This window comes from Paenibacillus sp. FSL R7-0204 (genome assembly GCF_038002225.1).
Classification (GTDB): domain Bacteria; phylum Bacillota; class Bacilli; order Paenibacillales; family Paenibacillaceae; genus Paenibacillus_AQ.
The window spans coordinates 6,032,738-6,055,869 of the sequence record NZ_JBBOCA010000001.1; the positions used below are offsets into that span (position 1 = coordinate 6,032,738).

General features: G+C 53.4%; 18 protein-coding genes and 1 pseudogene. 2 read left to right on the top strand and 17 right to left on the bottom strand.

Annotated features, from left to right (window positions below):
- Positions 1 to 100 precede the first annotated feature (100 nt).
- A complete protein-coding gene (locus tag MKX42_RS26265; protein WP_340755791.1) occupies positions 101 to 2,479 on the bottom strand; it encodes an ABC transporter ATP-binding protein/permease in 2,379 nt (792 codons plus the stop codon).
- Between the two features lie 215 nt (positions 2,480 to 2,694).
- On the opposite strand from MKX42_RS26265, the gene MKX42_RS26270 reads away from it, so the two are divergent.
- Together MKX42_RS26270 and MKX42_RS26275 are read left to right on the top strand one after the other, a co-directional pair.
- The gene (locus MKX42_RS26270) at positions 2,695 to 3,369 is read left to right on the top strand and encodes a response regulator transcription factor (RefSeq protein ID WP_340755792.1); all 675 of its coding nucleotides are present in this window, start codon (positions 2,695 to 2,697) and stop codon (positions 3,367 to 3,369) included.
- Positions 3,366 to 4,409, top strand: coding sequence for a HAMP domain-containing sensor histidine kinase (locus MKX42_RS26275; protein ID WP_340755793.1), 1,044 nt, complete (start codon positions 3,366 to 3,368; stop codon positions 4,407 to 4,409). Before MKX42_RS26270 ends, MKX42_RS26275 begins: the two co-directional genes overlap by 4 nt.
- Positions 4,410 to 4,543: 134 nt before the next feature.
- Here MKX42_RS26275 and MKX42_RS26280 read toward each other — a convergent pair whose 3' ends face one another.
- The 16 genes and pseudogenes from MKX42_RS26280 to MKX42_RS26355 all read right to left on the bottom strand — a co-directional run bounded on the left by MKX42_RS26280 (position 4,544) and on the right by MKX42_RS26355 (position 23,023).
- A complete protein-coding gene (locus MKX42_RS26280) occupies positions 4,544 to 5,224 on the bottom strand; it encodes an RAP domain-containing protein (RefSeq protein ID WP_340755794.1) in 681 nt (226 codons plus the stop codon).
- Positions 5,225 to 5,408: 184 nt separating this feature from the next.
- On the bottom strand, positions 5,409 to 6,491 hold the full coding sequence (locus tag MKX42_RS26285; protein WP_340755797.1) for a Gfo/Idh/MocA family protein: 1,083 nt from the start codon (positions 6,489 to 6,491) through the stop codon (positions 5,409 to 5,411).
- Positions 6,492 to 6,604: 113 nt separating this feature from the next.
- Positions 6,605 to 8,209 carry a response regulator transcription factor gene (locus MKX42_RS26290; protein ID WP_340757831.1) on the bottom strand — a complete coding sequence of 535 codons (1,605 nt, stop codon included), beginning with the start codon at positions 8,207 to 8,209 and terminating at the stop codon, positions 6,605 to 6,607.
- 42 nt (positions 8,210 to 8,251) lie between these two features.
- Positions 8,252 to 10,015: a sensor histidine kinase gene (locus MKX42_RS26295; RefSeq protein WP_340755798.1), complete on the bottom strand. Its 1,764-nt coding sequence runs from the start codon at positions 10,013 to 10,015 to the stop codon at positions 8,252 to 8,254.
- 101 nt (positions 10,016 to 10,116) lie between these two features.
- A complete protein-coding gene (locus MKX42_RS26300; RefSeq protein ID WP_340755800.1) occupies positions 10,117 to 10,962 on the bottom strand; it encodes a carbohydrate ABC transporter permease in 846 nt (281 codons plus the stop codon).
- Positions 10,959 to 11,921 (bottom strand): carbohydrate ABC transporter permease, encoded by a 963-nt coding sequence (locus tag MKX42_RS26305; RefSeq protein WP_340755801.1) that lies wholly within the window; start codon positions 11,919 to 11,921, stop codon positions 10,959 to 10,961. Before MKX42_RS26305 ends, MKX42_RS26300 begins: the two co-directional genes overlap by 4 nt.
- A 175-nt stretch (positions 11,922 to 12,096) precedes the next feature.
- Positions 12,097 to 13,446: an ABC transporter substrate-binding protein gene (locus tag MKX42_RS26310; RefSeq protein WP_340755803.1), complete on the bottom strand. Its 1,350-nt coding sequence runs from the start codon at positions 13,444 to 13,446 to the stop codon at positions 12,097 to 12,099.
- A 192-nt stretch (positions 13,447 to 13,638) separates the two neighbouring features.
- Positions 13,639 to 14,823, bottom strand: coding sequence for a DUF4367 domain-containing protein (locus MKX42_RS26315; protein WP_340755805.1), 1,185 nt, complete (start codon positions 14,821 to 14,823; stop codon positions 13,639 to 13,641).
- A complete protein-coding gene (locus MKX42_RS26320; protein ID WP_340755807.1) occupies positions 14,805 to 15,362 on the bottom strand; it encodes an RNA polymerase sigma factor in 558 nt (185 codons plus the stop codon). Before MKX42_RS26320 ends, MKX42_RS26315 begins: the two co-directional genes overlap by 19 nt.
- 169 nt (positions 15,363 to 15,531) lie before the next feature.
- Positions 15,532 to 16,023 carry a pyridoxamine 5'-phosphate oxidase family protein gene (locus MKX42_RS26325; RefSeq protein WP_340755809.1) on the bottom strand — a complete coding sequence of 164 codons (492 nt, stop codon included), beginning with the start codon at positions 16,021 to 16,023 and terminating at the stop codon, positions 15,532 to 15,534.
- A gap of 107 nt (positions 16,024 to 16,130) precedes the next feature.
- Complete coding sequence (locus MKX42_RS26330) at positions 16,131 to 16,838, bottom strand: DNA alkylation repair protein (protein WP_340755813.1); 708 nt, start codon at positions 16,836 to 16,838, stop codon at positions 16,131 to 16,133.
- 19 nt (positions 16,839 to 16,857) lie between these two features.
- Positions 16,858 to 17,343, bottom strand: coding sequence for a molybdenum cofactor biosynthesis protein MoaE (locus tag MKX42_RS26335; RefSeq protein WP_340755815.1), 486 nt, complete (start codon positions 17,341 to 17,343; stop codon positions 16,858 to 16,860).
- A 111-nt stretch (positions 17,344 to 17,454) separates the two neighbouring features.
- Positions 17,455 to 17,610 (bottom strand): hypothetical protein, encoded by a 156-nt coding sequence (locus MKX42_RS26340; protein ID WP_340755817.1) that lies wholly within the window; start codon positions 17,608 to 17,610, stop codon positions 17,455 to 17,457.
- Positions 17,603 to 18,008, bottom strand: a pseudogene (locus MKX42_RS26345) (Rpn family recombination-promoting nuclease/putative transposase); the annotation flags it as partial. The pseudogene MKX42_RS26345 and the gene MKX42_RS26340, both read right to left, overlap by 8 nt.
- Positions 18,009 to 18,228: 220 nt before the next feature.
- Positions 18,229 to 19,515: a cellulase-like family protein gene (locus tag MKX42_RS26350; protein WP_340755820.1), complete on the bottom strand. Its 1,287-nt coding sequence runs from the start codon at positions 19,513 to 19,515 to the stop codon at positions 18,229 to 18,231.
- 28 nt (positions 19,516 to 19,543) lie between these two features.
- Complete coding sequence (locus tag MKX42_RS26355) at positions 19,544 to 23,023, bottom strand: tetratricopeptide repeat protein (protein WP_340755822.1); 3,480 nt, start codon at positions 23,021 to 23,023, stop codon at positions 19,544 to 19,546.
- Positions 23,024 to 23,132 lie beyond the last annotated feature (109 nt).

A 23,132-nucleotide genomic window follows, 5' to 3' on the forward strand; every position in this document is an offset into this window, starting at 1 on the left:
GGAAATTAAATGCAGAAAGAACCAAAGGAACGGATTCCCTTGGTTCTTCGTCATTTCATCATTTCGTTTTTTCAGTCCGGCTAATCCGGACTGCGGCTGTTTATTCACTGCGCAGGGCAGTCACCGGGTCCTTCTTCGCTGCCATCTTGGCCGGGATAGCTCCACCAAGCATAGTCAGCAGAACGCTAATGACACCAAGAATGAGCGCGTGGAGCGGATTCAGCTGGGCGACATTTTTCAGCTCCGTCAGGTTGTAGAGGACTGCATTGACCGGGATGGTCAGCAGATAAGTGATGCCGATGCCCAGAATCCCCGAGCATGCCCCGATAATGAAGGTCTCGGCATTGAACACCCGCGTGATATCCTTCTTACGGGCACCCAGTGCACGCAATACGCCGATCTCCTTCGTACGTTCCATCACGGAAATATACGTAATGATCGCAATCATGATCAGGGAGACCACCAGAGAAATCGCCGCAAAAGCAATCAGCACCATCGTAATCCCGTCCATAATTCCGCCGGAAATATTCGTCACAATCGCCGCAAGGTCAGTGTACTGCACCTGATCCTCCGCCGCTTTGCCTTCATTCCATTTGTCCAGATAAGCATTTACGGATTCCTTCGCACTGAAATCAATCGGATACAGCGAGACTGCTGTCGGGATATCCGTCGCTCCCAGCGCTGCAAGGGCATTCTCCTTCGTGAGCGCGGCCATGCCGGCAGCGGCGTTCTGACCCGCATTCATGATTGGTGACCCGCCCATCGGGCCGGTTGAACCCGAGCCTGCGAGACCATCCGACAGCCCCTGTCCCGTTAACACATTGATATCTGCCTTCTCTTGGGCCAGGACAATCTCGGATTTCTGCGCATCAGCAATGAAGGAAGCCGCCAACTCATCAGAGTAGATCAGACCAGGCGACAGCGTTGAGATCCTCGACCCTTCCTGTGCCCGCAGCACACCTACAATGTTAAGGGTAACCGCCTTGGGACTGTTATAGAGATCCTTCAGATCCCCTCCGGTTGCATTGACCACAAACTGTTCGCCATTCTTTTTATAATAGTCATTGTTATTGATCAATTTCAGTTGTGTTCCGACCAGATCACTCAGATTGATGCTTTTGGCTTCATAATCCAGTCCGAGCGCATCCACTGCCGCATTGGTCAGACGGTTGTATTGATCGACGATGAGCACCAGATCCGTCTTCTCTGTAGGGAACTTTCCCTCCAGCAGATCATAGTACTGCTCCAGGTAACTTCCCGAGTCACCGCCCTGTTTGCTGGGATAAGGGGCTACAGTAATCTTGCTTTTATCCAGCGCTGCCGCCTTGTCCCCGTCCTTCACCAGCCAATTCATATTCACACTGCGGGTATAGGAGACGCCGTCCAGCAGCTTGGGATCGATCCCCTCCAGATACTTCATATACTCCTTGGTCAGCACATTCACATGCATGGCTGAGTTCACAGTCGGGTCATACGGGAAAAGCTTTTTCTCTGCCGGGTATGAGGTAAGCTCTGTGTTCTCCTTGCCGGGAGGGCCCGCATTCTGCAGATTGACCGCCGTCTGGTTGATGGAGATCGGGAAGTTGGATAAGGCCCCGGTCTCATAGGAGCTGATCTGTTTGTCGAAGCCATTGGACAGGGACAGGATCAGCGCGATACCGATAATCCCGATACTGGAGGCAAAAGCGGTCAATCCCGTGCGCCATTTCTTGGTGGCAATGTTTTTGCCGGATAATTTCAGCGCTGTGAAAAAGCTCATGCTTGTCTGCTTCAGCTTGTACGCACTTGAGATCTTCTGCGTAGCCAGCGGATTGCTGTCCGAGATCGCATGACCGTCTGAGAAGCGGATAACCCGGTCTGCATAATTCTCCGCCAGCTCCGGGTTATGGGTAACCATAATGACCAGCTTATCCTCGGCAATGGTCTTGATCAGCTCCATGATCTGCTCACTCGTCTCCGAATCCAAGGCCCCGGTAGGCTCATCGGCCAGGATAATATCGGGATTGTTCGCGAGCGCCCGGGCGATGGCTACACGCTGCATCTGTCCGCCGGAGAGCTGGTTCGGCTTTTTGTGCACATGATCCTTAAGGCCCACCTTCTCCAGCACCTCCAGCGCCTTACGGTGCTTCTCGGCAGAGGATACCCCGCTGAGCGTCATCCCCATCTCCACGTTGTCCGTGATGCTTAAGTGCGAGATCAGATTATAGCTCTGAAAAATAAAGCCGACACTGTTATTGCGGTACGCATCCCACTCGCTGTCCTTGAAGCGCTCCGTCGATTGACCGTTAATGATCAGCTCTCCGCTGTCATACTGATCCAGTCCGCCAACGATGTTGAGCAGCGTGGTCTTGCCTGATCCGCTCTGTCCCAGAATCGCAACGAACTCACTTTCTCTGAAATTGAGATTTACTTTATCCAGTGCAACTTGAGTGAATTCGCCGGTCTTATAGCTCTTGGTGATGTTTTTTAATTGCAGCATTGTGCAGTCTCCCTTTCCATTCCTGTACTCTTATTCTCTGTATGTGCTTCGTATTTCCTGTCCTGCTGTTCCCCAGTATAATCGTCCAATATAAACTAAACCTAAACTCCCGGTTGAGATTAAGTTGATCTTCATGAGGTATACTGGAAGAATCCGCAAAACATCTATACAAGCTATACGTTCTATTACATGGAACCGTTCCAGGAGGAGAATCTATGTTTACTATTCTTGTAGTCGAGGACGATGCCAAGCTGCGCCAGCTCTTCTGCACTGTACTGACCAGACACGGCTACCGCGCGGTTCCGGCTATGAATGGCGGGGATGCGCTGGAGATGCTGGATAAGGAATATATCGATCTGATGATCTGCGATATTATGATGCCGGTAATGGACGGCTTTGAGCTGACACGGATGATCCGGGACAACAACAGCCAGCTTCCGGTCCTGATGGTGACGGCGCGGGAGACTTTTGCCGATAAACAGCAGGGCTTCCTCGTTGGCATCGATGATTATATGGTCAAGCCGGTCAATGTGAATGAGATGATCCTGCGTGTCGGGGCGCTGCTGCGCCGGGCCAAAATCATCAGTGAACGCAAAATCGAATGGGCAGAAACGGTGCTGGACTATGATGCACTAACCGTGATTCAGGGGCCTGAGAGCATCGTGCTGCCGCAGAAGGAATTCTATCTCCTCTATAAAATGGTCTCTTATCCGAACAAAATTTTCACCAAGCAACAGCTTATGGATGAAATCTGGGGGATGGATTCCGAGTCGGATGAGCATACGGTGGTGGTCCACATTAACCGGCTGCGGGAGCGTTTCCGGGACAACCCGGATTTTGAAATCGTCACGGTCAGAGGGCTTGGCTATAAGGCGGTGAAACGGGGATGATCCGGGGGAGAAACCGAGGGCTATGGTGGTATTTCGTCTCGATGGTGTTCATAATCATTCTGTTCTTTGTGTGTATTCTGTCTGTGCTGGCGTACCTGTATTTCCGGGTAGGGAATAATACAATTGGGCACCGCAATATGTTCCCGCCCGTGCTCATGATGATGCTGTTCAGCGTGGTCATCGGGACTACGATCAGTATTATGGTCGGCAAAAAAATTCTGGCCCCGATCACAGACTTCAGCCGCGCGGCCAAAGAGATTGCCAGGGGCAACTTCGACATCTATCTGAATGAGTCGCACCGTGTGGATGAGATCAGTGAAGTCGCGCATCACTTCAATCTTATGGTTCAGGAGCTGCGCAGCATCGAGACCCTGCGCAATGACTTCGTCGTGAATGTGTCTCACGAATTCAAGACGCCTATTGCGGCGATAGAAGGGTACGCCATGCTGCTGCAGGAGGAGAATCTGAGCAAGGCGGAGCATGACGAATACACCGGAATGATTATCGAGAGCTCACGGCAGCTGTCCAATCTGTCCGGTAACATCCTCAAGATATCCAAGCTGGAGAACCAGGAGATGCTCTCAGAGCTGGCCGAATATCCGCTGGATGAGCAGCTCCGGCAGGCACTGCTGCTGCTGGAATCCCTCTGGTCCGCCAAGCAGCTGAACCTGGATATTGAGCTGGATGAGCAGCGGTATTATGGCAACGAGGAGCTGATGATGCAGGTGTGGCTCAATGTGCTCGGCAATGCGATCAAGTTCACGCCGGTGGGCGGAACGATCTCGGTCGCGCTCCACTCGGACGGGACCTGGATCTCGGTGGTCATCGCGGACACCGGCACCGGCATGACCCCGAAGGTGCGTAAGCACATCTTCGAGAAGTTCTACCAGGGCGACCCCGCCCGCTCCGCCGGAGGCAACGGCCTCGGCCTGCCGCTGGCCGCGCGCATCATCAGCCTGAGCAAAGGCACCATCGAGGTGCGCAGCGAGCCGGGCCAGGGCTCGGCGTTCACGATCAAGCTGCCGGTGGGCGGGGCTTGACCGGAAGGCTGACGGGAGGCGGGGCTTGAGGGGTTGGGCGTGCGCCCTTTTGTGACCGCTTGCGGGGGATCAGAGGGATTTATCCCTCTCATTTCCTCCCCGCGCCCACTTTTGGCGGGATCAGACGTTACTATCTACCATATCTCATTATCCATAATAGATGGAACAAGCTCATACCGGCAGATTCTATTACTTCCTTGTAACAAGACAGGCGTAAGCTTGCCTTTGTCACACAAACTATTCAAGTTTTTCTTCACCGTTCGCGGATCAATACCAAGCCCCTTCACCACATCCACCGGCCGAATCATGCCATTCATCCGGCTCGCCATGTGCAGTATGTCGTGCTCAATCCTCGTAAATTGGCTTCTCCCCTCAGAACGGGTTTTTAACAAACATGGGGTTAGCAAAGCTTTCAGCAGGGAGATGGTCTGCTCCGGTGCGGACTCCAGATCATCGTAAGGGATGGCGATGACGCGGTATCCGGCAATCTGCAGATACGTTTCCCGGTTCAGCTCCTGGCGGTAGCGGGTGCGGTCCGTGTTCTGAACATGCGGCCCATATCCCTTGATCTCAATAGCGAACTTAACCGGTCCCGGCTTCCACACAAAATCCACAAAATACGGCCTGCCCCGCCAGTCTGCTACCTCGTACTCCGGATGAAGATCATCCATATTCCCGAAAATCGGCCACCACACCCGCTCCACAAACATCTGCTCGCCGTGCCGGTGCCCCCGCTCCAGGCGGTCCAGACGTTCCCCTGCCCTGCATTTCTTATGATACTCCAGCCATCTATCATGCTCTTCAGCAAATCCCATTCCTCTCTTCCTCCTCTGCAAAATCAGGCATATTCACGCACAAAAAATCCCGCACCCGATCAATCAGGGTGCGGGATGTGCTTCATCCGTTTTACAAATTATAGTATCGCCACACTGCAAGCGTCAATAACGTCCTTCACCAGCGGATCAACTTTGCTTCCATGTGTACCTCCCCGCCACAACCCTACTTCCCCTCCGCCCAGCACATCCGCTCTGTTCTTATGGCTTCGCCGGACTCGATGGCCTTCTCAATCATCCTGCCGAGGTATACGTCCTGCGAGGCTTCCTCCAGTCCGTAGAAGCCGGGGCCGCCAGCGGCATAGAGGGCCATCTTATCCAGACAGGACGCAATGGCGAGCTCATCATCGTACAACCGGGCAGGGATGAACGGATTGGTATAGAGCCATTGCTCTCCGCAAATAATCCCCTGGAGGTAATAGCCTTCGGCATTCTCCTGTTCTCCACGGTTGATGCGCTTCAGCTCCATTTGCAGAGGCACCAGATTCTCCTGTTGGATCAGCACCCGGTTATCGAAGATCTCCCCGCGTTCTCCGCGCACGTTAAGATGATTCGAGCGCGTCCATGAACGGTGCTGGTCCTTGGTGAAATCGTAAATGCCCAGCCGGTCTCCGAAATCCAGCCAGGCCAGTTCCCTGTGCAGCGGAATCAGCTTGTCTTCAGCCGGAGGGCCGCTGCGGGTTGGGCCATAAGCCCAGCTGGAGTCGAACCGCATCCCCCGGATGACCGCCTCCTCGAACCCGATGCCAAGCATCCTGCGCATCAGTGCTGCCCCATGATACAGATGAGATACGGAAACTGTCGTCTCGGTGATTCTGCCCAACCTGCCAGAGCGGATCAGCGATAGCCGCGCCTCTTGAACCGGATGATACGGGTACTGCTCTGCGACTTGTATCCAGGCCCCGTGCACGGTCAACTCCTTATGCAGCTGCTCCAGCTCTTCCAGACTGGAGGCAGGCGGTGTCTCTGTCAACGCTGGAAGGCCAATCTCTGCCAGCCGGTACAAATAGTTCATTGCCGCCCCGCCGCCGACAGAGACCACTGCGAAATCCGGGTCCTCACTGCGCAGCAGCTCGTCAAGGGAACGGTATGTTTGAACGCCCCACTCTGTTTCTATCAACTGTCCCTGGGCCCGGTCTCTGACTACCAGGCCGCCAACCCGGAACAGATCCGGCAAGACCCTGGCAATTCGTAGATAATACTGTGCGCGGAATCCGGCTCCGCCGATAATACTGAAGTTAACGGGCATAACACTGTCCTCCCCGATGGCACATTGATGTTGATGCAGCTTTAGCCGCAAGTCCCTGCTCCGTCATCGCGGCTTCTACCATCATACTTGTCTCTGGCGGATTATATGTGTCATCATTTGATCAGCTCGGTAGGATTCATGCCGGTGATCTTCTTGAATAGCGTGCTGAAATAAGGAATGTTCTTATAGCCTACCCGCTCCGCCACTTCATAGACCAGCATATTGCGCTCCATTAATAGTTCCCTGGCCTTCTCGATCCGCACCCGGGTCAGGTAGTTGTTGAAGGTCTCCCCGGTGATGTTTTTGAAGATGATCGACAAATGATTCCGGGAGATGAACACCTTATCCGACAGATCAGCCAGCGTAAGCTCCTCGGCGTAATGCTCATGAATGTAGTTGGTCATGAAATCCACGACCTGCCGGTGCTTACTGCTGCCCTTCCATTGACGGCTGGCACAGATCGCTGTGATTTTGGCAGATAACCAGCCTGCCAGCTGGTCAGGTACAGCCAGGTTGCCGATCTCCTGGGCAATCTGATCATTGGTGAACAGATCATCGAGTACGAAGCCCGACTCATACAGCGAGTAGGTGATAATGCCCCATAGCTCGCTGCCGAGCATCTGCACGTAGCTGGCAGACACTCCTTGCTGCGCTTGCAGCTCGGTAATATATCCGTATACAAGCTGCTGTGCCTCTGCCTCTTGTGAAGCCTTCATCGCAGCGGCCAGCTTGTAGGAGAATTTCACCGGGAAAAGGACCCCCCGGTCCTGCCCGCTGCTGTGGCTCTCCCTGTAGCAGTATACCTCATATGCCGGGCTAATCCGCAAAGCCCCGTGATCCATGGCACGGAAGGCCTCCTCTGTCGATTCGGGGATCTTCGTCCAGGTGTCCTTCAGTCCTCCAATACCTATGCGGACTACCAGTCTGAGATACGCTTGGATGCTATCAACCAGCCGTGTCGCCAGCTCTTCCAGCTGCTGTGTACATTCTTCCTCTGGATGAATGATCAGCAAGGCCCGGTAGCTGTTCAGCTCAGTGTATTCGATATTAGCGTAATGCTTGCGCGTGACCTCACAGGCAATGTTACTGACCGCGAAGCGCAGCAGATTCCAGTCCGAGACCGAGAAGGAGCTGGCCCGGTCATCGCGGATCAGCTCGATCCCGATGCTTGCATGCCTGCCGTCAAGCCAGTAATGATACGAAGGCGGAAGATGGGAATTGTTCCGGTAGGAAGGCTCCAGGGTGCCAACCGCTGCGGACCGGACCCATTCCTTCTCGACAAAAGGCTCATACAGCATCATTTTCAGCTCCAGCTCACCTTGTCTGATCACCTTCTCCTGCTCTCCAAGCAGCTCTTCAATCACCTTGTGAAGGATTGTTCTAAGCGTAGGCAGACTTATGGGCTTGGAAACGTAGTCACTGACCTGAAGCCGGAGGGCTTGTCTGGCATGCTCGAAGTCTGAATATCCGCTTAGAATAATAATTTTGCCCTTGAAGCCCTCGTTCCTTAATTGCTCCATCATCTCCAGACCGCTCATCACCGGCATATAGATATCGGTGATTACAATGTCCGGGCTGGTTGCACGGATCATTGCCAGACCGTCTTCCCCGTTCAGCGCCTCACCGGCCCATTCTGCGCCCAGCTCCTCCCATGGAATCGCCCGCTTCATCCCCTGAAGTACCTGCCGCTCATCGTCAATAATAGCGATCTTCCACATCATGTCTGCCTCCTTAAGCTTCTCTGGCCCGCAGCAGCCTTATCAGCCTTCCTTCGCAGCGAGAGAAGCAGTCAGTATCTGTGCCGGAGCCTCTGTGAGCAGCGGCAGAACAATCTCTACCCGGGTCCCTCCCTCTTCACGTTCCTGCAGTGTAACCCCGTAGCCATTTCCGAAATATCCGGCAATCCGCTCCCGCACATTCCGTATGCCATAGCCGCCGGTATGCCGCCTGTGCGGGCGCGCCTCCGGCTGCTTCAGGCCTGCCCCGTTATCATCAATTCTAATCTGCAGGGTCTCCTCTACTTTAGTAAAGGATATCCAGACATATCCGCTGCGCTGCTTATTGAAGCCGTGTACAATTGAATTCTCCACGAACGGCTGCAGAGTCAGCTTGGGAAGATAGGCCTCCAGAAGCCCCGGTTCCACATCGATGGTGTACTCCAGGCCGTCGCCCCAGCGGAGCTGCTGGATTTCGAGATAACACTGGATGTGCTGCAATTCCTCCGATACCATGATGAAGCTTGCCCCGTTGGATAAGCCGATCCTGAACATCTGGCCCATCAGCTCCAGAATCCGGCTCAGCTCATCCTGTCCGGCCTCAATGGCCATCCAGTTGAGCTGGTCCAGCATATTGTAGAGAAAATGGGGATTGATATTGGCCTGTAAGGCCTCAATCTCCGCTTTGCGCTGCTGCTCGTACCGCCGCTCCAGCGACAGGTACAGCTCCTCGATCCGCTCAGTCTGCTTGCGGTAGCCGGAGAATAAATAACCGAATTCATTCTCATAGTCGCTGGGCAGCTCCTCCTTGTGCCCGCCGACTGAATACAGTTTCATAGCGCTTACAAGCTGCTTAATCGGTTTGGAGAATTGCCTGCTCAGATAATGCGTCAGGAGCAGGACCAGCAGAATCGCTCCAATCCCGATCAGCCCGATCCATTCCGCCAGTTCCAGACTGCTTGCCGTAATCTGCTTCCAGGAGGTGAACTCAATCAGCGTCCAGATGGAATTATCCATTCTGGAGTAGACCAGCAGCGTATTGCCGGAATCTTTATCGCCGGGAATGTGAACATAGCCGGATTTGTTGCTCTTGAGGTCAATCCATTGAGACCACTCACTCTGCTTCAGCGTATCTCCGATACTCAGAATCTGCTTGCCGGCGCTGTCCGCCATGATCCGGTTTGACCCGGAGGTGTTGCCGGTCAGCAGCGCACGGATCTCCTTGGCCTTGATATGAACGACCAGCACACCGAGATAGTCGTTCTCGTTCATGATTTTCCGGGCGAAGCTTAGTACTGGAATGTCTCCCTGCACACTGGGAATGGAATATTCCCCCGACCAGGCGAAATCGCTTTTCACCAGATTCTTGGACCAGGACTGCTTATCCAGATCGAGAATATTACGGAATTGAATATAGCTCTGCCCGCTGCTCGGCATCGGCTGATCCATGTAGAGGTCAATCCCCTGGATTAACGGAATGGCGTAGGTCAGATTGCCGAGCGCACTCTCAACGCTTATACGCTTGCGGTACCGCTCGAAATCATCCTGCCTGTTCGATAGAAAGGTCGTCAGCTCGTTGTCCCGGGAGGTGGACAGTGAGATCTGCTCAATCATATCCAGCCGGGTGGTAATCTCATTATTCAATTCATCCAGCAGCCGCTGCTGATAGTGAGAGGTGGTCTGCACAAGGGCTTTGGAGGAATTGCTGTAGCTGGTCCAAGCCGTTACCGCTATCACTAGAATAATTATAATGGCAAAGCTGTGAAAAAACAGACGGTCGATCCTGTACTTTTTAAAAGGATTGGTCAAGTGATCCCCTTCCTTCGCCTCCGCTTCATACGAAATAAACGGTAAAGCGTCGAATAAGGCTCAGGCGCTTTACCGTTATCGGACGGATGTTTTTTTACATCTTATCCCTTTATGCCTGTTGTCGCAATCCCGTCTACGAAATACTTTTGCAGGAAGGTGAATACAAGCGTTGCCGGAACAATAGAGACAAGCGACATGGCCAGAAGCTGGCCCCACTCGGCTGCAGACTGGGAGTCATTAATCATGCGCAGTGCGAGACCCACCGTGTATTTGTCTACCGTGTTGATGTACAGGAGATGTCCCAGGAAGTCATCCCAGTTCCACAGGAAGCAGAAGATCGTCACTGTAACTACCGCCGGGAAGGCCAGCGGCATGACCACTCTCCAGAAAATCCCGAACCAGGAGCAGCCGTCGATTTTGGCCGATTCATCCAGCTCCTTGGGCACGCCGCGGATGAACTGGATCAGCAGGAAGACGAAGAAGCTCCCGCCGGCCCCGCCCGCCAGCAGATGGGGAACGACAAACGGCAAATACGTATTCACCCAGCCCAGCTGATGGAACAAGGCGTATTGGGGAATAATCAGCACCTGGCCCGGCATCATCAGCGTCAGCATCAGAATCGAGAACCAGAATTTCTTCAGCGGAAAATCCAGTCTGGCAAATCCGAAAGCAACCAGCGTGCAGGATAACAGGGTTGCGATCAGCACCATAATCTCAAGGCCGAAGGTGTTAAGATAGAAATCAGTGAACGTATGTCCGGGAACCGAGTTCCAGCCTTTGGTGAAGTTCTCCCATTGCGGAACGGACGGGAAGATTCCCGGTGAACTCAGCTCGGTGCTGTCCTTCAGCGAGGCTCCGATCCACCAGACAATCGGATAGACCATGAGGAAGCTGAAGAGAATCATGAACACATGCCGGAGTGCAGGCTTCCAATTCAAAGTTGTCATTTGCGTTTTTTCCCTCCAGTGTCAGTCTCATAGAATACCCAATATTTCGAGGTGTAGGAGATCAGCAGCGTTGCAGCGACGATGGCGACCAGCATAATCCAGGCCAGTGCAGAAGCGTAGCCCAGCTCGTACCGGCTGAAGGCCCGTTCATACAGATACATAGCGTACACGTATGTAGCGTTCATCGGACCGCCATTCGTAATCACGAAGGCCGAGGTGAACATCTGGAAGGCATTGATTACGGCCATGATCAGGTTGAAGTAGAGAATCGGCGACAGCATAGGCAGTGTAATACGGAAGAATTGAATGAACTTGTTCGCCCCGTCTACCGAGGAAGCTTCATACAAGTCATTGGGAATCTGCTTCAGTCCTGCCAGGAAGATAACCATGGTGGAGCCGAATTGCCAGACCGTCAGCAGAATCAGTGTGCTAAGCGCAGTGTCCGGGTTGGTGATCCAGCTTTTCCCTTCGATGCCGAAGACAGCGATCAGCTTGTTGAAAATCCCGTCAACCCCGAAAATGTTACGCCAGAGCAGCGATACCCCGATACTGCCTCCGATTAGAGAAGGGAAGTAGATCGCTGTGCGGTAAGCACTGATCCCTCTGACTGCCTTGCTGAGCACCATGGCTACCAGCAGGGCTGCAATCAGCTTAAGGGGCACGGAAGCCAGTACATACATGACCGTGACTTTGGCGGATTGAATGAATTTGGGGTCAGCGGTGAAAATCCGTTCGTAATTACGGGACCCGATCCATTTCATTGGCTGCATCAGAGTGTAGTCGGTAAACGAATAGTACAGGGATAAGAACAACGGATACGCCGTCAGTACCAGAAATCCGATCAGCCAGGGCGAAATAAACAAATAGCCTGCAAGCGGAGCGTTCCACCGGCTTTTGAAATAGGAGCTTTTTTTCGGCGCCGGCGAGGCTTGGGCTAAAGTGGTTGTGGAGCGGTTCATCTGTGGTCACCTCTTGTGGTCAATTTGTATAGCTTAAGTATAGTATTGGGCCACACTCCGGCTAAAGGAGGGCAATGCTCGAATTCTTTCAAAATATAACGATTAATTCGTACATTCTTATCTTTTAAAAAGATAAAGCCCGGAACATTGCTGTCCCGGGCTTTCAGTTCATGCCTTATTTCTCGTAAGATAGCGAGGCTTCCTTCAGCTGCTTGAACGCCTCTTCCGGTGTGGATTTACCGAAGCTGAGCTGGTCACGGACCAGTACCCAGTCTTTATCCACGAAGTTCGTCCAGCCGCCGGCTCCGGCCGACCAGGTCTGGCCATCCGGCTCCGTAGCACGGAGCAAGCCTAAGCCTACCTTATCCAGATCGCTCATGTTGGCTTCCAGCAGAGCAGCGTTATCCTTGTTGGCCGGGAGGCCACGGAAGGTCTTGGTGATTTGGGCAGCCTCAGCATCATTCACGAACCAGTTGATGAATTTCTTGGCTTCTTCAGCATGCTTGGAGTTCTTGGAGACCGCCATGTACATCGACGGCTTCAGCCAGCCTCCGGCCTCTTCGGCACGCGGCATGGTTACAAGTGCGTAGGCTCCTGGCTTAATACTGTCCCAGGTTCCCAGATTGTTGGAGAAGCTGTAACGGAACAGCACCTTGCCTGCTGCGAGCAGATCCATTTGCGGATCATTTTCCTTATCGGAGGCATTCACATCCGCCGGAGGAACAAGCCCTTCCTTGCGGAGCTCTTCAAACTTGCGGGTCCATTCCAGATAGGTGGCTTCATCCACGTTGAAGTGACCGTCATCCGTGATGACCTGCCCTTTGCCTCTGGCATACTGATACGCCGAGTACATGAAATAGTTACCTGCATAGTCGAGGGTGAAATACTGTCCCTTCGGCAGCTTGGACTTGGATTCCTTCGCTAAGGCGAAGAACTCATCCCAGGTCCAGCCGTTGGCCGGATTGGCAATGCCAAGCTTATCCATAGCCGCTTTATCATATACCATACCGAAGGCTACCGAGCCCAGTGGAACAGCATACTGTTTACCGTCCAATTGGCCGCCTGCCAGCAGCTTCGTATCGAATTTGCTTACATCCACCTCAGGAGCCAGGTCGGCCAATTGCTGGCGGGCCATCCAGTCCGGCATCCAGCCCGGGTCAAGCTGAACCACATCGGGTGCATTGTTGGCCGCAGCCTGTGTGGATAATTTGTCCAGATAACCGTCCATACCGGAATACTCCGGCTCGAAGGTTACGTTCGGATTATTCTTCGTGTACAATTCCAGGGCCGCCAAAGTGGCTTCGTGACGCGGCTGGGAGCCCCACCACATAATCCGCAGCTTGACCGGCTCATTGGTGCTTGGTGCATCAGTTGCAGCAGCCGTCGCAGCAGCATTGGTGCTGGCAGGTGCTTCTGTAGCCCCTCCTGCATTGTTTACTTTATTCCCTCCGCCGCCGCAGGCAGCCAGTGTACCTAATATCGCTGTCATCGCCAGGACCGAAAGAGAACGCTTCCATTTCAACATCTTTAACCCTCCTGTATACATCTGTTTTCTCTTGCTACATTGCTATAGTAACAAGACGGGTTGGAAGTTCATAGGAGAGCAATGCACGAATTCTTATAAAATCTTACGAATATGCCATCCTGCAGATCGGCAAAAAGGCTGCTCCGCTATCCTAAGATAGCGAAACAGCCCTGAGTGTCAGCTCTGCGTTACTTATTTCATCATACTGGCGGCAATGCCGATAAGCTCATCCTTCGTTAGCTCCGTATTCTCCTGACCGGCGATCACATGGTAGATGACCTTTGCATCGGGGTCAGACCAAACCAGCTTGTACTTATACCCCAAGTCGAGCTCCTTGTTGTCGGAGTCATCCGAAAAAACAGCCTGCTTGCCGTTAATCTCAATATTCTCCATCTTTGTCTTTTCACTCCATGAGAGCGGATCTGCCGGGTATTGATTGTCATCCACTCGCGAGGCACTGATTCTTACCTGAACCTCCCCCTTCTTGTATACCAGTGAGGAATACGGGTAGGCAATGTTCTCCGCCTTCTCCACTCTCCAGGTCAATTTGAAGTGGTCGCCCAGATCTTTACTGCTTCCGCCTTCAAGCTCCTGTACATCCGGAACTTTTAAGAAAGAAGGGTTGATGATTGCCTCGTCCAGGGCATACCCTTCCGGCAGATACGCCGGCTGCTCCAGGATCGGAGCGTTGTGCGCTTCTACACTGGTCTTATAGGCGGTATAATCCTTAAACAGCATTGGTGGACGGTACATGTTCATACTTCCCTCTTCTTCCCGGTCTTCACGTCCAATGACATAGGTGGCATACTGTCCGGGAAGCAGCAGCTCCTTCATGAGTGCTGCCCCCTTTGAATATTTCTCGTTGTAGAATATGTTCTCCTTCCGGTTGGCTTCATCGTCTGCACCCGGCTCTGCGCTCAGAATATAAGGCTTCAAGGGTTCTTTCGCCTTCTCAATCAGCGTTCCGCCGGAAGCCGTCGCCGGAAGCGGCTGATACGGAAGCACCTTATACTGGGCTCCGGCCCCTTGCCGGACTTCACCCGAACTCTGGGCTTCAGCCCCTTGCTGGAGTTTACCGGAGAACTGGGTATAGCCGCCGCCCAGCAAGACCAGTGCCAGGACCGCCGCCGCCCAGCCCTTCACCGGAATCCGCTTCTGTCTCCGCCCGGTTCTGGTTTCCATTCTGCGCATTACTTTAGGTGCCTCTCCGCTTGGCGGAAGGGTCTGAAGCAGGTTCTCGTCTTCTTCAGCAGTCAATGCCCCCTCAAGCCCGAGCGCCTTCATCACTGGTTCATGAACATCTACGGAGTTCCAATGTGCTGAACGGTCTCCATCCTTCAGAAACTGCTCCTCTAGAGTTAATTCACGCTTGCCCATAATTGTTTCTCCTTTCTCTCAATCGCTTTTTTAAGTTTTTCCCTGGTCCGTTCATATCTTTTGCGTACGGTAGCCGTACTCACACCCAGAATTTCACTGATTTCCGCAAATGATTTATCTTCATAAATCCGCAGGATCAATAAATTCCGCTCCTCCACATCCAGCTTCCCCAGAGCAGCCGAGACCGGCTCGCTGAACAGGCGGTTCTGGGCCATTTGCTCAGCGCTTTTCTCCGTAACCTCCTGCCCGAGCAGCTTCCGCAACTGCTGCCGGTATTTCTGCCGGCGCAGCTGATTCAGGCAATGATGATAAGCAATCTTGTAGAGCCATGAGGTGAAATCTGCCTGAGGCTTGTACTGCCCGATATTCTGGTAGGCCTTGATCAGGATATCCTGTACTGCGTCTTCTGCCTCTTCCTTGTTATTCAACAAGCGGTAACAATAGAGGTAAATCCGTTGCTGGTACAGCCTGATCACATCCGAGTACAAGCCTCCTTCCCCGCCCTGAATCCTTCTAATCTTCTCTTCGATAGGGTCCACGATAATCTCCTTTCTGCAAATCATATAGATATAACACATGAGCCGTATGTAATGTGACAATTATCTTTTTTACTGCTCCACAACAAAAAAGAGACCCCCAGATGAATTCTGTTGATCTCTCCGTTGCAGAACCTATGAACCTATAGCTTCCTAAAACCGTCTGTCTGCTCTATTCCAGCTCGACCGTCTGATTCAGATTCAGCCCGTCCGTATCCTGGCCGGTCATCCGCTTGAACATGTATACTGCCTTCTCGGCCAGATTGCCGCTCTTCCAGTATTCAGCGGCTTCGGCATGGACTTTAATCAGAATCACATTCGGGTCATCATAGCTTGTCTTCAGGAACGCCTCGTATCCTGCGCTCCAGAGCTCTTTCTTCTTATTCACATTAGTTACAATCTCGGCCGTTCCACGGATGGAGACATAGGACTTATCTGCATAGACCACGTTCACCCGCGGGTCATACAGAATCTCTCCGAACTTGCTCGTATCCTTCTTGGTCAGGAACCACAAGTCTCCGTCGAATTCAACCTCCTGTGTCTGCATGGGCCCGGAGACCAGCCCTTCCTCCGAAATCGTGGTAAGCATAGCCATATCAATCCCCTTGATCAGCTTGCGGACCGTCTCAACGGCTTCCTCGTGACTATGGTGTGTAGTTGACATCTTTACCGCCTCTTTTCTTCCAGGATAGGGAATAGGTTGTCCAAATGCATAGCATTTATTAACCAGAAGCGGCGAAGCATTACCGGATGCCGGTAAAATCCGGGAAATCAGCAGCGTACATGTTTGCGTTTGAAGCCGGTCCGTCCCTTGTCCACAGCCTTCATTATATTATCGTAGGCGCTGATGAGCTTACTCTTCGGCTTGTCCTTGTCCACCTCGACCGGACCCACCCGCTCCGCCGTCTCACATGCCAGATCATGCAGCGGTGAATAGGACACGGCTACGGTATACATAAAATTGTTCATAGAGTACCGGGTACGCTCCGGGGAGTCATGAATGGTCTTACCCACAAGCTCCAGCATCCCGGCCAGCTTGTCGCGCTGGAACTCCTGATCCGGGCGGCTTCCCAGCAGCCAGCAGTAACAGCTCCAGCCTGCCGACATTCGGAGGTCCTCTCCGCTCCTTATCCACTCATCGGCCACCTGCTGGGCAATATCCGCTTCAGCCAAGGTTACAGCCACCACGAAATCGGACAGCATATAGAAATAAGCCCCATCCATCCAGCGGTTATAGTCCGCCTCTGTCATCCCGTTCGGGTCGGCAATGATCCCCGCAAAATACATCGCATCATAATTACCTGTGGCATACAGCTCCTCAGCCAGCGCCTGATTGATTCCGGTTTGCTTGAAGATCGGTTTCATGGCACCGGTAGCCACACCAAATAGCGGTTCCCGTGCGCCGTTTGCGGTATATATCTTCTTGGTCCGTTCCTTGCCAAGCGCTTCAAGCTCCTGCATGACCTGTTCTGCATTCATTGAACGTTCCTCCTTTTAGCTACCTCTCGTCCTCCGCCGGAATATCCGGCAGCAGCGGACGGCCCGCGGGGTAGGCGTTCTGATTCAGCTGGTCTCCAATCCACGCTTTGCCGTCCTCGCCGGTTTCTCTTTTCCAGATGGGGACGATTTGCTTGATCCGCTCAATCACGTATTCATTCGCTTCATAGGCAGCCTTACGGTGGGGCGAGGAGACTGCGATGACCACGGCAATATCGGTAATCTCAAGCCTGCCTATCCGGTGGGTGACTGCAACCTTCGTATCCGGCCAGCGCTCCAGCACTTCCTGCCCGATGCGCTTCAGCTGCGTTACAGCCATGGACGGGTATGCTTCATATTCAAGATACAAGGTTTTCTTCCCCTGCGTGAACTCACGCACCGTCCCAATGAATAAGGTAATCGCCCCCGCCTCTCTGCGCAGAACTTTATCGGATACCTCAGCGGGTATAATCGCGGACTCTGTAATTTCAAATAACGAATGGCCCATTCGCTCACTTCCTTTCGAGTGAACCATATAAATTTCCTATTTCAAAAAAACCGCCCCAAGTTGGAGCAGTCTTTTGAAAAATATGAGTTTCACCGGTTTATCCATGGAATGTTAATTCTTCTGCAGGTTCTGAACTTCCTGTTCTGAAGGCTCGGTAAGTTTAACGACAAAATCCACTTCATGTCCCAATGCCAAGAGTTTTCTGGCAGTTTCTCTTTTTTCTCGAATTGCACCCTGAGCAATCCCCTCAGCCTTAGCACCATTCATTCGTGACGCCACCCTTCAGGAGTAACAGCCAGTTGATCAGACCACCAGTCAATGGAACGGCCTGCTCCTCGAGCTTCGTTAATTCCATCACATGTATCTCAAGATCATTGTTAAGAGGTATCCCGGTGTGATCTTCCCGAAGGCGAAAGACATTATGATGGCGGTCATTCGGCAGGCATGAGTAGTTCAATATATTAATCGTTACACACTTCTTCAATTGGCTGTAATCATCACCTTTTTGAATCTGGTGGTAATACATCTCGCTCCAGTAGAAAAGTGTCCGCTTCTCCATATTGTATGGATTGAACAGCTGCATTTCGATGTTGATCCTTGTTATTCTCACTGCCGAAAATTTTCTTGAAGATAAAGTCATTCCGTGCGTCGAGTAATTCCACGATTATCACTCCAATCATGTACATTGATTATATCATGGCAGAACTACTCGTTGTAGACAAAGCCAGTCTTTTAGGCCCTATATAATGCTATTCTGTCCCCAAAGCTCTATAAAACATACAGTCAAGACAATACGCTCTCTCGTGTTACTTCGGAACGGCTGTCCGCCCTGGAGGGACGCAGCATGACAAGCTGCCGGTCTGCCGCGCTACTCCGCTACTATGGCTACTCCGCTTCAAGAATGTACCGGTTCCACCGCTGCTGCCAGGCCACATCCTGCCAGAACGGATGATGCGGCGCACAGTTAGAGCACAGCGTCATGCCCCAGAAGCCTAGTGCCATCCCCTTACGCAGCGCATACTCGGCAATGAATTTCCCGACCGGGCCCTCCTCGAAACCTGCAAGCAGCGGGGTATAGCCGACATAGCCTTCGCCGATCACCACCGGCAGGCCCGAATGTACCGCCCATTCCTGCGCTTCTTCCAGGCGCATGTCCGCTTTTTGCAGCATTGCCAGCTTGTGGGCTCCATAGCGGTCATACAGGTAGAGATCCCATAGATCAGGGTTGGCCCAATCATGCAGATAGATCAGCTTCATCCCGACCGGATTGCCCTCCATCCGCCACTCCTGCCCTGCGGGCAGGGTCCATTCCCCGAAGGGCGGGGCATCTTCCCTCAGCATAGACCGGACAAAGGTGTTCGGAAAAGGCACCCCCTCATCATTCAACCCCGCCGCATCCATAAGCTCATTCAGCACGCCTTTGATATAGAGATGATAGTGAGCCACCTGCAAATTACGGGCTACATATGCCTTCGGATAAGCTTCGTTCAGTGTATAGCTGGCTGTGATCAGAACATCGGAATGCTGTTCCCGGAGATACCCTACCGCTTCCTCAATATAAGGCTGCATGGCCTCCACCAGCCTGGGCGTATCGGCTGCACCGATTCCCTGGGCAGTACCCACAGCGGTAAGCTGTCCGAATTCAACTTCATTATGCAGCTCAGCATAGACAATCTGACTGGCAAAGCCCTCCGTCTTGATATATCCGATGAGCTGGTCCATCGACCGGGCCAGGGTCATGAACCGCTCTGCGGGAGCAATTGCAGCCAACTCATCACGCAGCGCGGGATAAGCCAGGAAGCTGGGGCTCTGCTGATATTCCCAGGAAGACAGCATAATATAGAGTCCGTGCGCCTTGGCCTGTCTGAACAGCTCCAGCAGATGCGCATGCCCGTCCAGCTCGGCACCGCCGCGGCAGTTGTACCAGCGGGTACGCTGGCCCACTTCACCCAGACTGCCGAAGTGCAGCGGTCCGGGACGTTTGCCCTCCGCAGTGAATAGCAGGAACGGCATAGCACAGATTCGGATGGTGTTGTACCCTCTGTCCGCCGCTTCCTTACATCTTGCCGCCAGATCATGATAAGGCTCGCCCGGCAAGGTCATCGTGTACCAGGAGAAATCCCACATGGTGAGGGTAAGCTTGCGCGGTAGCCTGCTCAGTACTGCATCCATTCTTTTCACTCCTTTGGATTAGGTTGAATTACCGGGTCAGGGCACTGCTGGCCATACGTCTGTGAATTCCGGCTCCCTGATGATTAGGGTCCAGGGCAAGAGCTAAATCAAGCTCCGCTGCCGCTGCTTCATACCGGCCCAGCCCGAGAAGTCCGAGACCCCGCATATAGCGGCAATGAATGACATTGCGCCGGTTGAGGTCATCCTCAAACACCAGGAAATCCGGCAGCGATACGGCGAAATAGTCCAGCTTGATATCATCGAAAAGATGACGCTCGGCATAATCGATCAATATATTGAAGCGGCGCTTGGCCTCCTTCGGCTGCCGGAGCCTCAGCCAGGCCAGCCCCTGGTAGAAAATCATCTCCGGCGGCTGGTCATTGTAGAACACCGCACTTGCCGGCTCGGCCAGACCTTGTGAAGCTATGGTGTAGCTGGCGACGGCTTCTTGTTCCCGCTGAAGACCTTCATAGGCTACACCCAAATAATAATAGATATTATTCTCCTGGGCGCCTTCCAGCCTCCCTTCGCCCAGGTTCACCGGATATACCAGCGCTTGCTCCAAGTGCTCAGCTGCTGACTTATAGTTGCCTTCTTGCAGCGCCTGCTTGCCAAGCTCGATATGAGCGAATTTATATTGCCCGGTCACCTTCCCCTCTCCGCCCTCCCAGGGATGGAAGGTACGCGAGCTTAATGCCGTAATTGCTTCGTCATAGCGCTCAAGCTGGTTAAGCATCGTTACATATTCGATATACAGATCATCCCGCTGCTCCACCAGGCTGCGCTGTGCTTCAAGATGATCCAGCCGTTCCCCGGCGGACCACGCGAGCTTCTTGCGCAGCTGATCCAGCTCATACAGAATCCGCGCATCCTGCGGCGCACAGGCGAAGGCCTGCTCCAATGAAGCGAGCGCCGCCTCAGGCTTGTTCTGCTTATTGTAATAGGCCAGAGCCAGATTGCGGTGAACGATGGCGAAACCCCCTCTCAGATCACGTGAACGTTCCCAGCTTGCCGCCGCTTCCTCCGGCCGCTTCTTGTCATAATAGAGATTGCCGAGATAGTAATAGGCCTTATCATCCAGGGGATTCGCCCGGATGGCGCTTAACAGCCATTCAAGCTCGGACAGGGTGTTCGGGAAGCAGTGCAGCGGACGGGCCGCTTGCCCCATGCGGCGGGCCTCCCGCGCCTGCTCATCTTGTCCCGTACGCTCATAACATTCGCCAAGGGCATAATGCAGCATTGGATAGACGGATTCGGGTTCGGAGCTGCTCCGCCGGGCCGCCCTCTCCCCTATAGCAAGAGCTTCCGTGTAGAGTCCGCAGTCCATATAATCCTCCATAAGATTAAGGTAGTTGTGTGCGTCACCACGCATAAGCCGCTCTAATTCTGTCAGCGCCTCTTCTGCCGCAGCAGCGTCCTCCAGTGCTGCAAGAGCCAGGACCAGTTCGTTATATGCGCCAAAATCAGCAGGATCAAGCTGCACAGTCTCACTGGCAAATCCTCTCGCCTGCTGCGGCCGGCCAAGTCTGCGCAGGAGAGCAGACTTGAGGTTCCTCACCTTATAGTTACGCGCATTGCGGATCACCGAACGCTCCGCCAGCTCCAGCGCCTCGTCATACCGTCCCTGCTGGCAGGCAATCTGAGCAAGTGAGAAGTACCCCGCATCCTGCCAGGCTGCTGACCATACCGCTTTGTAATAAGCGGTAAAAGCCTCATCCAGGCGGTTCTGGCCGCGCAGGGCAACCCCCAGCTGATAATAGGCTTCGCTGTCATACGGGTTAGGATTACGCGAGGTCAGACGTTCAATGGCGCGGCGGAACAAGGGCTCACTCTGCGCATATTGGCCGCGGCGGAGCAGCAGCGTTCCATACGCTACATTCAGACGGATATCCCCGCTGTCCCGCTTAAGTCCCTCCAGATAATAAGCCTCCGGCTCAAAGGTGGCATGCCGGTACTGCTCCAAATGCAAGCCGGCCAGATACAGCTCCTCTGCTGAGCGCAGCTCCTCCGGCGCTGCCAGCGGCTTCGCCGCCTCAGGGATGCGCCCGATCTCCGGCCGCTCCGGCTGATAGGCGACCAGCAGCCTGCCCTCTGCACTATGGACCGTCAGCTTGAGGTCATGCTCCTGCTCTCCGCCATTCAGCATGACCTTACGCTCTATAGCCTCTGCGGGGGACAGATCTGCAGTCTCCTGCAGATACTCGCCCACGGTTCCGCTTAAGCGGATAACGGCCCGTTCAAGCCGCGAGGTCACGTATACCTTCACCACTGCCTGAGCTGATCCCGCGTCAACCTCCAGATTGACCGCAGCGTCTACCGAGGCATTTTTCACAAGACCGATGCCCTTATACGGCATGAAATACTGGGTGAAGCTCTTCTCCTCATACGGCTGCAGCCAGGTGAAGTCAGGCTGATTATCGGTGTACACGCCCGTCATGAGTTCAATATAAGGTCCGTCCTCATCAGTCAGCTGGCGGTCCCAGGCCTGCCCGAACTCCCCGTTCCCCCAGGTCCATTGCTTCTTTCCCGGTGAGATATGATGATTAGCCACATGCAGCAGCCCCGCCTGGACACCGTGATCATATCCGCCGACGAAATTATAATCCGACTTATAGGCCATATAGGAGGTCGGAACCGGAATATTCTTGTAGCGGGAGATGTCCACGCCTTCCGAATAATCCTGTTTGTAGTAGGTACCGGTAGCCATAGGGAAACGCGATACATCCCTTTTGCCATGGTCGAAGACGGCTGTAACATCAGGCGGAAAAACAGACTGCGTCTGATCATTGACCGCAACCGCCGGGTTGGCCCACCAGAGGAAGGTCTGCGCCTGCGGCGTCCGGTTATAACACTGGGCTTGGACCTCCAGATAGGCTCTCCCTGGATAAAGTCTGAATGCAGCCGTAACCTTCGTCCCGTACATCCGGTCAATCTCGCCCACCCATACGGTAGCGCTTCCATCCACTGCGGCCTCAAGCTTGTATTCTACAGGCCCGAACGTATTGGGGCGGTGATGCTGCGGCCAGTTGAACTCAATGCCCCCGGAGATCCAGGGACCCGCAAGACCGACCAGCGCAGGCTTGATTACACGGTTATAGTAGACAAAATCATAGTTATTCGTCTTGTCGAGCGCCCGGTAGATCCGCCCTCCAAGCTCCGGCATGATCTCTATGCGCAGATATTCATTCTCCAGAATAATCAGCTTGTACGCCCTATCCTGCTTCACATCCGAGATGCTCTCAATCACGGGATGCGGGTATACACGCCCGGAGCTTCCCTGATAGACTCTTTTCTCCAGAAACATAGGATTTGGATCAGCGGCCCCCGCTTCGTAGGTTGGTATAATCACACTGGTCTCCCGTACCTGCACCCGGTCCGCTCTATCCGCATTATCCCTGTTGTCTGCGTTGCCCGCATTGTACGTGTTGTCCGCATTATCTCCATTGCCAGCGTAGTCTGCGTTACCTCCGGCTGCCTCCGGCATCTTACCGCTACCCGCCTGCTTCATGCCTTCACTGCCTCCCTTAACTTGATAGTTCTACTCTAGCCTCTGGCCGGGAAGGTTCCAATTGACGAAATGCGGGAAGTGATGGATTATATTCTTATTCTGTGCAAGC